The organism is Herbaspirillum rhizosphaerae (assembly GCF_001189965.1).
Lineage (GTDB): Bacteria > Pseudomonadota > Gammaproteobacteria > Burkholderiales > Burkholderiaceae_D > Herbaspirillum > Herbaspirillum rhizosphaerae.
Map to the genome: position 1 here is coordinate 140,068 of NZ_LFLU01000014.1, position 13,918 is coordinate 153,985.

9 protein-coding genes are annotated in these 13,918 nt (G+C 61.2%); 1 reads left to right on the top strand and 8 read right to left on the bottom strand.

Features of this window, described 5'->3' with window-relative positions; translation table 11 throughout:
* Positions 1 to 195: 195 nt before the first annotated feature.
* The 6 genes from AKL25_RS17985 to AKL25_RS18010 all read right to left on the bottom strand — a co-directional run bounded on the left by AKL25_RS17985 (position 196) and on the right by AKL25_RS18010 (position 8,870).
* The gene (locus AKL25_RS17985; protein WP_050479079.1) at positions 196 to 1,824 is read right to left on the bottom strand and encodes a methyl-accepting chemotaxis protein; all 1,629 of its coding nucleotides are present in this window, start codon (positions 1,822 to 1,824) and stop codon (positions 196 to 198) included.
* A gap of 26 nt (positions 1,825 to 1,850) precedes the next feature.
* Complete coding sequence (locus AKL25_RS17990; protein ID WP_050479080.1) at positions 1,851 to 2,834, bottom strand: M14 family metallopeptidase; 984 nt, start codon at positions 2,832 to 2,834, stop codon at positions 1,851 to 1,853.
* Positions 2,835 to 2,862: 28 nt separating this feature from the next.
* A complete protein-coding gene (locus tag AKL25_RS17995) occupies positions 2,863 to 4,206 on the bottom strand; it encodes an MFS transporter (RefSeq protein WP_050479081.1) in 1,344 nt (447 codons plus the stop codon).
* Between the two features lie 296 nt (positions 4,207 to 4,502).
* Positions 4,503 to 5,417 carry a LysR family transcriptional regulator gene (locus AKL25_RS18000; RefSeq protein WP_050479082.1) on the bottom strand — a complete coding sequence of 305 codons (915 nt, stop codon included), beginning with the start codon at positions 5,415 to 5,417 and terminating at the stop codon, positions 4,503 to 4,505.
* A 74-nt stretch (positions 5,418 to 5,491) separates the two neighbouring features.
* Positions 5,492 to 7,105, bottom strand: a complete 1,614-nt coding sequence (locus tag AKL25_RS18005; protein WP_050479083.1) for a COG3904 family protein — start codon at positions 7,103 to 7,105, stop codon at positions 5,492 to 5,494.
* 133 nt (positions 7,106 to 7,238) lie between these two features.
* Positions 7,239 to 8,870 (bottom strand): HD family phosphohydrolase, encoded by a 1,632-nt coding sequence (locus AKL25_RS18010; protein WP_050479095.1) that lies wholly within the window; start codon positions 8,868 to 8,870, stop codon positions 7,239 to 7,241.
* A gap of 458 nt (positions 8,871 to 9,328) precedes the next feature.
* On the opposite strand from AKL25_RS18010, the gene AKL25_RS18015 reads away from it, so the two are divergent.
* Positions 9,329 to 10,102, top strand: coding sequence for a 3',5'-cyclic-nucleotide phosphodiesterase (locus AKL25_RS18015; protein WP_050479096.1), 774 nt, complete (start codon positions 9,329 to 9,331; stop codon positions 10,100 to 10,102).
* Positions 10,103 to 10,204: 102 nt separating this feature from the next.
* On the opposite strand, the gene AKL25_RS18020 is transcribed toward AKL25_RS18015, so the two are convergent.
* Positions 10,205 to 10,954, bottom strand: coding sequence for a FecR family protein (locus AKL25_RS18020; RefSeq protein WP_050479084.1), 750 nt, complete (start codon positions 10,952 to 10,954; stop codon positions 10,205 to 10,207).
* Positions 10,955 to 10,974: 20 nt separating this feature from the next.
* The coding region (locus AKL25_RS24475) for a beta strand repeat-containing protein (protein ID WP_420840720.1) at positions 10,975 to 13,918 on the bottom strand (2,944 nt) is incomplete at its 5' end.

Sequence of the window (13,918 nt, forward strand, 5' to 3'; positions counted from 1 at the left end):
AAAGGCGAAACAGAGATGACGACCTGCAGGAAAGGCGCTCCGCAATAAGCGAGGGGGGAGCAAGAAGCGCGCAGAAAGGAAGATGTCAGATTGTTGCGGTGGAGGCAATGCGCAAGCCGGACCGGCGCCGGCAAGGCGCCGCGCCGATCCCGCATTTTACCGCATCCGGGGCATGGCCCCGGTACTGCGGCCCGCTCAGGCCAGCCGGGCGGCTGCGTAGTGCGGCAATACCGGCGCCGGCCTGGATCCGTGATCCAGCGAAAACACGCTCACCAGTTGCGCCAGCTCCGCCGCCTGGTTCTGCATGGAGGACGCTGCCGCCGCGGCCTGCTCCACCAGCGCCGCATTCTGCTGGGTCATCTGGTCCATCTGGCTGATGGCGTCGTTGACCTGCTCGATGCCGGCAGATTGCTCGCGGCTGGCGAGGCTGATTTCACCGACGATTTCGGCAACCTTCCGGACGCTGTCGACCACCCGTTCCATGGTCGCACCAGCCTGCTCCACCAGTACGTTGCCGTCGCCGACCTGCTTCACCGAGTCGTCGATGAGCAGCTTGATCTCCTTGGCGGCGGTGGCGCTGCGTTGCGCCAGGCTGCGCACTTCGCTGGCGACCACGGCGAATCCGCGTCCCTGCTCGCCGGCGCGTGCCGCTTCGACGGCGGCGTTCAAGGCCAGGATATTGGTCTGGAAAGCAATGCCGTCGATCACGCTGATGATGTCGACAATCTTGTGCGACGAGCCGTTGATGGCGGTCATGGTCGCCACCACGCGTCCCACCACTTCACCGCCTTCGACGGCAATGCCGGATGCCGCCGACGCCAGCCGGCTGGCGGTATCGGCGTTGTCGGAATTCTGGCGCACAGTGGAAATCAGCTCCTCCATCGCCGATGCAGTTTCTTCCAACGCACTGGCCTGCTGCTCGGTGCGCGCCGACAAGTCGTGGTTGCCGATGCTGATCTCGCCGGAGGCAATCGCAATCGTATTGGTGCCGGTGCGCACATTGCTGACGATATTGCGCAAGCTGCCGTTCATGTCGTTCAGCGAAGACAGCAGCTGGCCGACTTCATCGCCGCCCTTGCCGTCTTTGCCGCTCTTACCCTCAATGCTGTTGATTTGCGTCGTCAGGTCGCCGTCGGCGACACGGCGCGAGATGCCCAGCGCGATATTGATCGGACGCGTGATGCCGACCGTCAGATACCAGGCGCAAAAACATCCCAGCAACAGCGCCACGCCTTCGAGGATCAACAGCAGGCGACGGCTGCCGGCGGCGATGTCGTCGATCTGCTGCGTGGTCTTGTCGATGTCGCGCTGCTCCAGTTCCAGCAGCTTGAGCATGGAATCCTGATAGCTCTTCGCCAGCGGCACGAACTCCTGGTCGAGGATGCGATTGCCTTCTTCGATATTGCCGGCGGATTTCAGGTCGAGGATGTGATAGTGCGACGCCAGATACACCTTGCGGCGCTCGCCGATGTTCTGGAACAGGGCTTTCTCTTCGTCGCTGCTGAGCAGCTCGCCGATCTCCTTTTGCAGCCGCGTGGAGTTGTTGGTTGAGGCCTTGGCTTCATCGATGAAGTAAGTCTTGAGCGTAGTATCGGCGCTGCGCGAGATCGCGATGGTGCGCACGATCCCTGCACGCAGGCTGCCGTACCAGCTGGAGATCAGGCGTTCCTTGCGCGCCGACTGCTCGACCATCGCCCGCGTGACATCCGACACCACCTGCAGGCGCCAAATACCGATCGCCGCGATAACGATGGACAGCAGCATGATCACGGCAAACCCCAGTGCCAGCCGCTTGCCGATTTTCATTTTTCCCATGATGCCCATTCCCCCGATTGACTGTATGCGCAGAACTAACGCGCGACGATATGCCCCAGCCGCACCACGGTCACGCCGGGTCCGAGCTGGCGCAGCGATGGCATGACGATGACGCAGTTGTCGTACGGCGTGACGAACTCGCGCTCGCCTTCGCGCGCGATGACGGTGCCGGCCTTGGCGATGATTTCCATGCCGCGATAGTCCTCGGCAAATTCAAAATCGTAGGAGGTCGCCACCACCGGCTCGGTCACGCGGATGAAGCACTGCTGCGCAGGTTCCCCCGCCAGCATGAAGCCGCGCAACGCGCTCTCCGCCACCACGCCGGTGGCGATCATGAAACGGCAGGCCGAGTTCATCGCGACTTCCTTGCTGCGCGCGGAGAAATGCTGGCCGGTTTCGATCAGCAAGGCATTCTTGGGGCTGGACGGATCGCCAAACCCGGCGTAGTCGCGCATGCGCTTGCCGTTGGGGTGGCCGACGTCGATGATCACGTGCTCGGGGGCACCCACGTCCGCAGCAAACTGAATGCCCTTGTCCAGCGGACCGCAGACGATCAGCGGCGGCGCTTCTTCATGCATGGAATGCAGATCCAGCATGTAGTCGACGGTGTCGATGATGGGACGCAGCTGGCGTGCGCGGCGCAGTTCGACACTGTCTTCGGCGCCGTCGAGACGCGACGACGACCACACGCGATTCATGTCTTCGTCGACATAGCGCGTCGCATCCGGATTGTTCGCATCGAAGCGGCGATAAGCTTCGACGTTGGCAAAGCCCAGCGTGATGCGTCCCTTGAGCGGCTTCAGGCCGGCCTGCAGCAGACGGTCGACCGTGATCGCGCCGCTGACTTCATTGCCGTGCATCAGCGCCAGGATCATCACATGCGGACCGGCAACGCCGCTGTCGATGCTGTGCACGTAGTCGACGCCGGTATTGCCGTGCTGCCATTTGTCGATATCGGGGAATTCCACCTCGACCGGATAATGTTTCAGTTGTGCGCGTACTTGTTCCAGGGTTTTCATGCAAAAGACTCCAGCTAATCCAGTTAAATTATTGGGTGCGCCCCATCCGGCGGCCCAGCGCGATCACGGCCACAAGGCTGATCAACGCGGTCGCCATGACGTAAAAACTCGGCGCCATCTTGTTCTCGGTGGCAGCGATCATCCAGGTCACGATCAGCGGGGAGAAGCCGCCGAACAGCGTCACCGAGAAGTTATAGCTCAGTGCAAGACCCGTGCCGCGTGTCTGGGTCGGGAAGATATCCGACAGCATGGCCGGGATCGGTCCCAGGCAGGCGGCAATCAGCACGCCCACAATACCCTGTACGGCAATCAGCGTGGTCACGGTCGGCCAGGTGTTGAGCAGCATGAATAGCGGATATGAGGTCAGGCCGATCGACACCATGGCGATCGTCAGCACGCGGAAGCGGCCGTAGCGATCCGACAAGGTGCCGAACACCGGCGCGGTCAGCATCAGCACCAGTCCGGTGATCAGCGCGCCGATGAAGGACGAGGTGGCGGGAATGTGCAACTGCTTCAAGGCGTAAGTCGGCATGTACAGCTTGTGCACGTAATTGAAGCCGGTGGCGCCGGCCACCACGCCGATGGCCAGCAACAACTTGACGCGATCGCGCACCAGCACAAGCATCAGCGGCGACTTCTCCGCCTTGGCGACAGCCGCGTCGGCAGCGATTTTCTTGAACTCCGGCGTTTCATCGATCTGGCTGCGGATGTAAAGACCGACCGGCCCCACCAGCAAACCGAAGCAGAACGCTACGCGCCAGCCCCAGTCGTTGAGCTGCGCATCCGTCAGGTTGTAGCTGAGTAGTGCACTGACACCGGCTGCCAGCACGGTGGCCAGGCCTTGCGTCGACAACTGCCAGCTGGCAAAGAAGCCGCGCCGTTTGGCGTCGGCATGCTCGACCATGAAGGCCGTCGCAGCGCCGAATTCGCCGCCGGTGGAGAAGCCTTGCAGCAGGCGCGCCACGATGATGATCAGGGGCGAGGCAATGCCGATCTGCGCATAGGTCGGCGCAAACGCGATCATCGCCGTGCCGACCATCATGATCAGGATCGATGCGGTGAGCGATGCCTTGCGCCCGGCGCGGTCGGCGTAGGAACCGAGCACGATGGCGCCCAGCGGACGAATGATGAAGGAGATGCCGAAGGTGCCGACGCTCAGCAGCAGCGAGGTCGTTTCATCCTGGGCGGGAAAAAACAATTTCCCGATCACCACGGCGAAGTAGCCGTAGATCAGCAGGTCGTAAAACTCCAGTGCGTTGCCGATGCTGGCGGCGCAGATTTCTTTCCAGGGATTCTTGCGTTTGGCTGCCTGCGGTGCGGTGGCGCGATGTTGTGCGGCAAGCGGTGACGACGACTCGAATTCGGCTGACATGCGGTGACTCCCATTCTCTCTCAGTGCGGCGCATTGCTGCTGCGATGGCTTCATGTCTGCGCCGCTTATTCTATTTGGCTCGCACGCTATGAGACGTCGGACACGATGCTCGAAAATAGTGCGCGTTGCAGGCTATTGCACTCTATTTGTGAGCATCTTCCTGACGTACCGGAAGGCGTTTCGAGAACTTTGAGGGAGTATAGTGAGCGCGATTTTTTGCTTATTGCCGTTTCGGCACAAGCCTGTGCTTTTTGCTGCAGACCAGCTGGAAGGCGAGGTTCAATGCGTTCAATGCCTCAGGGCTTGTCGATGGCGTCCGATGCCACGCCGTCCCAGATTGCATTGACCAGCGCGTTGTCGTTGCCGCGCACGCGATACAGCGAGATGTCGAAATTGACCCGCATCTCCGGCTCACCGATGACCAGCAGGCGGCGCTCGTTGACGTCTTCCTGCACCAGCCGCTGCGGCAGCCAGGCCACGCCGACGCCGCGGCGCGCCATCTCGTGGATGGATTCGTAGGAGTCGGCTTCATACACCATGCGCAGCGAAATCTTCTTGGGCAAGCCGGCCAGATGTTTGGCCAGCACGCCGCGCAAGGTCAGCGATTGCGAAAACCCCAGCCACGGCGTCGGCGTTGCTGCGCTGGCCGGCGCCAGCTTGAATTTTGGACGTCCCTTGGCATCGGCGGCGACCACCGGCAACAGGATCTCGCGCGCCAGCGTCAGGGATTCGTAGCGCATAGGATCGATCAGCAAGCGCGTGGTCGGACTCGAATAAATCACCAGCAGATCGGCGTCGCCCGCGCCGAGTCGCAGGATCACTTCCTGCGCGCCGCCGGTGCTGACCGATACGGGAAAAGGCCCGAAGCGCTGGTTGATGCTTTCATACCAGTCCGGGAAAAACGTGCGCGCCAGGGTGCGCCCGGTAGCCACGCGCAAGGTCTGCTCGACCGGACTGGAACCGTCCTGCAATTGCGCGCGGGCGGCGTACAGCACATCAGTGGAATGCGTCGCCGCATCGAGAAACAACTGCCCCGCCGCCGTCAGCGACACCGGATGCGAGCGCACCACCAGCTCAGCGCCGACCCATTGTTCCAGCGCCTTGATGCGCCGGCCGAAAGCCGGATGCGTGACGAAACGATTTTCCGCCGCGCGCGAAAAACTCCGCGTGCGCGCCAGTTCGATGAAGTCTTCCAGCCAGATCAGATGCACGTTGCCGTCCTTGTTTTGTCCCGATTTGCCGCAATTACACCATATCGCCCGGCACAATCAGCATGTCATCAATCTCATTGCCGCGAATACAGCACCCGCAAGGTGTGTTTGCGCAGCGCTTCCGGCTGTATGTCGATCGCCTTGAGATAAGCGATCACCATTGCGCATGCGGCGCCGGGCGACGCTGCACGCAATGGCGGCGACCTGAGCAGCTCCTGCTGCCCGGGCGTCAGCGACGCCAGCAGATAACGGACGGTCTGCTGCGTCTCTTCCTTGCTGACGTTCTTGCGATTGGCAGGGCTGCTGTCGCGGATCATGGCGGCGGTGAAGCGGACCTCGCGGTCGGTGAGTTCCTGCGGCAGCGACACCCTCGCATGCGCAGTCTGCGAACCGGGGAATAATGTCGCCACGCAGGCTTCGCTGTTTTGCAGGCGCAAGGCCTCGGCGCGCTCCAGCAGCAAGTGCTGGAAATCCATCAGCGATTTATCGGACGCCGTCGGCAGCAGCCGCTCCGTCATCAGGTTCAGCTCGGTCCGCGCCGCCGCGATAATCTCGCTGTCCGGACGCTTGTCCTGCGCCTTCTTCCAGGCGTCGTCGACGATGCGATTAAAGTCGGCCGGATACTTCACGGACAGGACGTCGAAGACTTCGGACTTCTTGAATTCTTCTTCCAGCTTCTCGCGCGTGGAAGCAGCGGTGGCCAGCGTCGCAGTTTCGCCGCCCAGGCTGGTGCGGGTCAGCACCCCGGCCTGCAGCAACTCGTCATGGCTGGGATACCAGACGCTGTTGTGACTGGTGCCGACGATGCGGTTGATGAAAGCCGGCGACAAACCGGCCTGGCCGTAGGTGTCGCGCGCCAGTTTTTCATCGGACGACTGCGCGAACTTCTGATCCAGTCCGCCGAGAGAATGGAAGGCATGGAAGCCGATGTGTGCAGCGGGATCGGCAGCCCTGCTCTTGCCCGCCAGGAAGGCGATGGTGCAGGCGGAAGCACAGTCTTGTTCGACGTAGGTATCGAGTCCGCGCGCGGCGATGATCTTTGCCAGCCGGCGCCCCTGCGTCACCCAGCCGCCGCTGGAATACAGCACCACGGTGCGCACGCCGGGCGCCGCATCGAGCACCTTGACGAAACGTTCGGCGGTGTCGTCGTTGATACCGCCCTTGAGCAAGATCGACCGGCCGTCGGCGCGTACTTCGAAAGTGGTCTCCGGTCCCCACTGCGAACCGAGCGCCGTACGCAGGTATTCGCCCAGCGCACCATGGATCCTGACTGCGTTGCCGATTGTGCCTATCAGTCCGAACACCAGCATGGCTCTGGCAAGGTTCGCCCAGAAGCGCTTGCCGCCGCGTTGCACGTGCTTGCCGGCAGACATCCAGGTTCCCCATGCAGCCCAGCCCCATGCGACCCAGCCCATGACCAGCACGATCAGCGTCGCCGCAGCGCCGTAACGCGCCGGCTGGTCGGTAAAAATGGGACCCAGCAATATCCCGAGCAACCTCGGCAGCAGTGCGGCGAACACCACCATGTGCAGCCAGTAGGAACGCCCCAGCGAATAGTCGCCGCGCAGATGGCGGCGCAGGAAGGATACGCGCGGCGCCGCAAGCGGCTTCCGGATCGCAGGAGGGGATGGAGGCTGGTGTATTTGCGGGGAATTTGTTTTGTTGTCGATGCCCGTTGATGCGTCCATCAGGTGACACTCCCACACTGTCTTTTGCGGCCACTGCCGGCGTCAGCTTGCGCCGCGACGCATCGACCGGGGCAGGCGACTGTTGTCGCACGGAACCGCCGGACAGCTGGACCGCCCGGCGCCGAGATGCAACTCAGGGCACGAAGCCCGGAATCTTGCTGTGATCGACCACGTCGATCTGGCTGGCGGGCATGAATTTCTCTGCGTATTTTTCGTACACCCTACTGCGCACGAAGACGTCGAACAAGTCCGGATCGATGTGATCGCGCAGGCGGAAGCCGCCAAGAATTTCCAGCGCTTCGCTGAGCGTGTTGCCGCGTTTGTAGGGACGGTCGGCGGCGGTCAGCGCTTCGAAGATGTCGGCGATCGCCATCATGCGTGCCGGCAGCGACATCTGCTCGCGCGTGAGTCCCTTCGGATAGCCCTTGCCGTCCATGCGCTCGTGGTGGCCGCCGGCGTATTCGGTGACGTTGCGCAATTGCTTCGGCCACGGCAGCGACTCCAGCATCTTGATGGTGACGACGATGTGGTTGTTGATGATCTGGCGCTCGGCGTCGTTGAGCGTGCCCATGCGGATGCGCAGATTGGTGATTTCGTCGTCGGTCAGCGCCGAGATGACGTCGCCTTCCGGGCCGCGCCACTGGCGTGCGGCGATGGCGGTGACGTGATCCTGGTCTTCCGGCTTCATGCCTTCGCTGCCGATGTTGGCCTTGCGCAGGAAGTTGCGGTCGGCGTCGAGCGCCGCGCATTGCTCCGCCAGTTCGCGGTCCAGCGCTTCGCTTTGTGCTGCGTCCAGCGCGACGCCCAGTTCCAGCTTCTTCCGGAGGACGGCGATTTCGGCGTCGCGCTTGAGGACTTCGAAGCGGGTGTCGATCAGGCCGATGCGGTCATAGATGGTTTGCAGCTTGGTCGATTTTTCGACCACGTGGTCCGGCGTGGTGATCTTGCCGCAGTCATGCAGCAGGCCCGCCACCCACAGCTCGCGGCGATCGCGCTCGGTCATCTGGAACGCGGATATCGGACCTTCGGTAGTTTCGTGCGCCGCCTCGGCCAGCATCATGGCCAGCTCGGGCACGTGTTCGCAATGGCGGCCGGTGTGCGGCGATTTCTCATCGATGCCCATGTTGATGAGCTTGATGAAATGTTCGAACAGGTTTTCCAGGCGATAGATCAATTGCTGGTTGGTGATGGCGATGGCCGCCTGCGACGCCAGCGCTTCGATGAAGTACTGATCGGTTTCGGAAAACGGATGCGGCTTGCCGGTGTCCGGATCGATGGCGTTGACCAGTTGCAGCACGCCGACCAGTTCGCCCTCATGGTCCTGCATCGGCACGGTCAGGAAAGACTGCGAGTGGTAGCCGAACTTCTCGTCGAACATGCGCATGCCGGAGAAGTTGAATCCCTCCGCCTGGTACACGTCGGGAATGTTCACCGACTTGCGCGTGTTGGCCGCATAGGCGGCGACGGCGCCGAGGTTCTTGCTGCCGTCGGGAAGGGTCAGCTGAATATTGGGAATGGAGATCTTCTGCGCGCTGCTGCCGCCCTGGTGCATGCCCAGCGTGTCGTTGATCGAGATGTAGAACGCCAGGCTGTCTTCGTCTTCCACCGTGCGGTAGAGCGTACCGCCGTCGGCCAGGGTGATGCTGCGCGCGGTCTGCAGGATGCGCTCAAGCAACAGCGGAATGTTCCGGTTGCTGCTGAGCGCCACGCTGAGTTCGGTCAGTTTTTCCAGGCGGTGGGCGATATCGAGATGCTGGTTTTTCATGTTGTTCGTCGGCTCAATGGGATAGCTGGCCTGCATCGCATTCTTCGATGCAGTGAAAACGTTTGCTTGCTTTGATCGGTGATTCTGGAAAGATACGCTTCAATACTGACAACAAAGTGTCAAGCAGAGCGCCTTTTTCCCGCCTGTTGCCGCCACGAGACATCGGCGCGCATGCGCCCGCCGGACCAGCCGTCGAAATTCGGTTTCCCCGCACCGCAGTCCCTTGATCTGCATCATGTTTGCGTGTTGTTTCGCTGGATGCATCCGTGCTTTTTATTGATTTAGACCGGCGGATAACTTACCATCGAACGATGTTGCATAGATTGCCACATTCTGCTTCCGGGCAGCAATCTTTGGCGCAAAAAAAGAACAGTAGCATTATGGGGGGCCGCGGAAAATTTCCGTACGAACATTTCTGTTCCGGTCGCAACAATCATCATTTCAATTCAGATCAGACGATGCGTGTAGAAATTCTCGGATGCAGTGGCGGCATAGGCGGCAACACGCTGCGCACCACATCCCTGCTGGTGGACAGCGACATCCTGATCGACGCCGGCACCGGTGTCAACGACCTGCCGCTGCAGGCGCTGGCCGCCATCGACCACGTTTTCATCACGCATTCGCACCTGGACCATATCGCCTGCCTGCCCTTCATCCTCGACAGCGTCGGCGACCAGCGCAACACGCCGCTGACCATGCACGCCACGCGCGCGACGCAGGACATCATCCGCAAGCACATCTTCAACTGGCAGATCTGGCCCGATTTCAGCGAGATTCCGTCCCCGGAAAACCCTTTCCTGCGCTTCAACACCATCGAAGTCGGCAAATCGCTGCTGATCGGCGAGCGCAGCATCACCGCGCTGCCCGCCAACCATACCGTGCCGGCGGTGGGTTATCGCTTGCACGACCTGAACACCGACGCCAGCCTGGTCTTCAGCGGCGACACCACCAGTTGCGATGCGCTGTGGGAAACCGTCAACACCATCGACAAGCTGCGCTACCTGATCGTCGAAGCCGCCTTCCCGGACAGCGAACGCGAACTCGCCAAGCTGTCCAAGCATTTCTGCCCCAGCCTGTTGCTGGAGGATCTGGCCAAGCTCAGGAGCAATCCCGAGATCCTCGTCACCCACGCCAAGCCCGGCCTGTTCAACCAGATCGAGAAAGAACTGCTGCAAGGCGCCGGCACGCGCAACATCAAGATGCTCATGGCCGAATCGGTACTGAGCTTCTAAGCGTTTCCACTTCCTGATTGCCAAAACACTACGGCGCTGTCTGCACAGCGCCGTACCGTCTTCGTCCATCACTCTTCACTCGTCACGCTTCCTGCTGCGGCCTTACTGGACGATGCAATCCACGTTGCCGCTCTTCGCACTCTGCTGAGTGCCCGGCGCATTTTTGCTGATCGATTGCGGCATCGTCACCGGCACGCCCTGGGTCGGCGGCACCACCGTCGGCGGCGTGTTCAGATTCGCCACATAGCCGAACTGTCCGGTCTGGAACACCTGCTGCCCGGCCGGATTAGTCAGCACGATTGCGCCCTGCGCCACGTCCACGTGCAGACCGTTTTGCGGCGTACTGCCGTTGGCAGTCGGCACGCTGCCGCAATCGTTCTGGCAGAACAGCGCACCGAAGTGGGTGCCCCGGATACCGATGGTTGCCGTCGGCGTGTCGAAACTCACCGCGTCATGGTTACGCTTGCCGACCAGACCCGTGACCGCGCGCAAACCACCCTTGACCAGGCTGATGCTGACGTTGTCTTTCTCAGGCTTGTCGGCGTCGTAGAGATAGCTCTTGACCACCAGCTGCGATCCTGGACGCAAGACGATTTCGCCGTTGTCGAGAAACTTCACGCGGGTGTAGGTGTTGGATTCGGTGATCAGCGTATCGCCTTGCTGGATTTTCGACTGGATCGCCAGCACTGCCGTGCTGCCGTCGGCGCGCTTGGCGGTCAGCACACCGGACAGGTGCGTGACCACGCCAACCACCTGGGCGTACGCCATGCCGCCCCAGCTGAGCAAGACAAACAGGCAGAGCAGGCGCCATACGTGCAACGGGCTATATCTCGTGGAATCAAGTCGTTTCATGTTGATCGGTTCCCGGGAGATCAGCTGCAGTACAGCTTGACGACTTTTTTGGAGCCATTGGCGGAAGTGCCTCCCTGTCCGCTTGCGGACTCGGTATCGTCGCCACCAAAGGTGCCGGCAGTGCCACCGGTTGTCTGGGTGTTGTCGACAACCGGATTGGCGCCTGTATTGGGGGTACTGCTCGATGCCGATGTCGTCTGAGTGTTGTTGACGCTGCGATCAAGCTGACTGGTGGTATCGGGAGCTGTCGCCAACGTCTGCTGTTGAGGCAAAGATGGAGAAGGGTATTGCGGTTGAGCAGCCGGCGGAGGGGCTGGTATGAAGTTACCGATAGGAGGTGTATTGATAATGAGACTGCCGCCGGCGAGCAGGCTGATAACGCCACCCGCGGAATTCAGCTGGCCGTTGATGACAATGCTGTCAGCAGGGAGGCCTGAACCAAGTACACCTGCGGCAAGGGCAATGCCGGTCCCGGCCGTGATATTGCCGTTAATGGTCAAAGGACTATGCGTGACCAGACTGACCGAGCCGGAAGTATTTGCGTTGCCAACCAGCACCATGCCCCCGGTATTGTCAACGGAGATATTGCCACCGGCATTGCTCAGGCCGTTGAGGCGCACCACGCTGGTATCGGTGACGTTCAGATTATTCACCAGAACGATGTCGCCGCTGGCGCTGTTGGTGCCTGTATATGCTGCGATCTGGTTGTTGACATTATCCAGCGTGGTGCCGTTGGTCGAAGTTGTCGTCAACTGCCTCTTCACATGCAGTGCATCGGTCTGAGTAATGCTGCCGCCCTGCGTCGTCAGAAACAGATCGCGCGCCGTGATGTTGCCCACCACCACGTTGCCCTCGGTGCGGCTCACCGCGACCGTACCGTTGCTGTTGATGCTGCCGCCGGTTTGCGAGAAATCGCTGGTCACGCTCAGTACCGAACCGTCGCCGCCGTTGACGGTGCCGCCATTGGACAAGGACAGGCTGGTCATGCTCGCCGTACCGGACACATTCAGGACGCCGGCGTTAGGCGATGAGGTTCCGCCTCCCCCCGTATAGCTGAATCCGCTGAAGCCCTCGCCGCCCTGGCCGCCGCCTTCTACAACGGTACCGCTAACCGAGATGCTGCCGTTAGAGATGATGTTGCCGACGCTGACGGTGCCGCCGCTGATACTCAGGCTGGCCCCCTGGTTAAGGGTAATGTTGTGAACGATATCGATACCATCAGAGGCGATATGCGTTAGCCCGGCGCCACCGGAAACGACAACGTTATCGATGGCGGTCGGGAAATAGCCGGTGCTCCAGTTTGAGATGCTGCCCCATCCACCCTCGGCACCACTAAACGTGATGTCTTCCGAACCTGACATGGTCAGGAAAATTCCGCTGTCGCTGACGAAAGACTTGATCATTTGCTGGCTGCCGCCGACGTTGACCACGTCACCGAGCACGTGGCGGAAAGCGCCGCTGACATTGGTCGTCGTGCCGAACGGCTGGAAGCTCTGGCTCAGCGTCGGCACGTAGGTGCCCAGCAGCCTGGTCTTCAGGGTACCGTTCAGCGTGACAGAGTAAGCCGAATCAACATTCAGATGATCGTAGTCGTTGTTACCAGCGCCGGCAATATCGACCAACAGCGTGCCGCCGGCATTCTGAAGGTAGTTGCCGTTGATTGTCAGCGTACCGACCGTGCCGTCACCGCCGGGGGCGATGGTGCCGTTGTTGGTCACGGTGCTTGTGCCGGCGTTTGGCGGAGAGATGGTTCCTGTGCCGGAAAGCGTGCCGCCGGCGTTGTTGTTAAGCGTGGCGACAGTCAGGGTGGCGCCGGTCAGGGTGAGATTGCCATTGTTGTTCACATCACCGCCGCTGGCGTTCACTAAGCCAAACATGTTCAGCGTGCCGTTGTTGGTCACGCCTCCGTTTACCGTGATCGTCGTGTCGCCCGTGTAACCGGTCGGCTTGTTGGCGGTGGAGTCCAGCGACATCGTGCCGTTGTTGTACACTTGGCCGACAAGAAGTGAAGTCAGATAGTTGGCCGCGATCGTACCGCCGGCGTCATTGTAGAAGCCATGCTGAGTCCAGACGGTGCTTTTGGTGAGATTGACCGTACCGGTGTTGTGCAAGCTATCGCTGACGTTAAACGACGCATTGGACAGTGTCAGGTTGCCGCTGTTGCTGACCCCGCCGCTGCTGAAGGCCGTGACATTGGTCAGCGTGGCGTTGCCGTTGTTGGTGAAGGTGCCGACGTTCATGGCGGCCGTGTCGAGCAGCGTCAAGGTGCCATTGTTGGTGTAGGCGCCGTTCACGGTCAGATTGGAATTGGGACCGCCGCTGCCGACGATGCTGCTGGTAGCATCCACGGTCAGGTTGCCGGTCGCCACGGCGCCGGCTCGCGTAGCATTCGGATCCGATGTGTTGTAGCTCAGGTTGAGCACGGCGCCATTGACCAGAGACAGGTTGCCGCTTCGGAAACCGGAATAGCCGTCGCTGATGTTGAGTACGCCACCGTTGAGCGAAACCGTGGCGCCGCTGATCTGGTTCGACTGGATCCCGTTATAGAGGCCGCGGTAATTGCTGATCATGTTCACATCTAAGCCGCCGCTGGTGCTGGTAACGTTGGCGTTGACATAGATATTGCCGTCGGCATTGAGTGTCAGTACGGAATAAGTGCCGGCGCTCTTGGTGATCGCTGCATTGATCGTGATGTTGCCGTTACCGCCGTCCGACTGAGTGCCCGTGGTGGCCAGCGTCACGTTCAGATCCTGGCTAAGCCAGGTGCTGATGGACGATGCCCGGATCTTGGCGCCGCCGCCGGCAGAGGTGACGGCAAAGGGACCGCTACCGCCGACGGAGATGCTGGCGTTGGCGACGGCATCGCTCACCACCTCCAGATCGTAGGGATCGATGAGCCAGGTGCCGCCGGCGCCAATGGTCGGTGCGTTGACGACGTCCAGCGACTTGAGGCCGGAGGTCTCC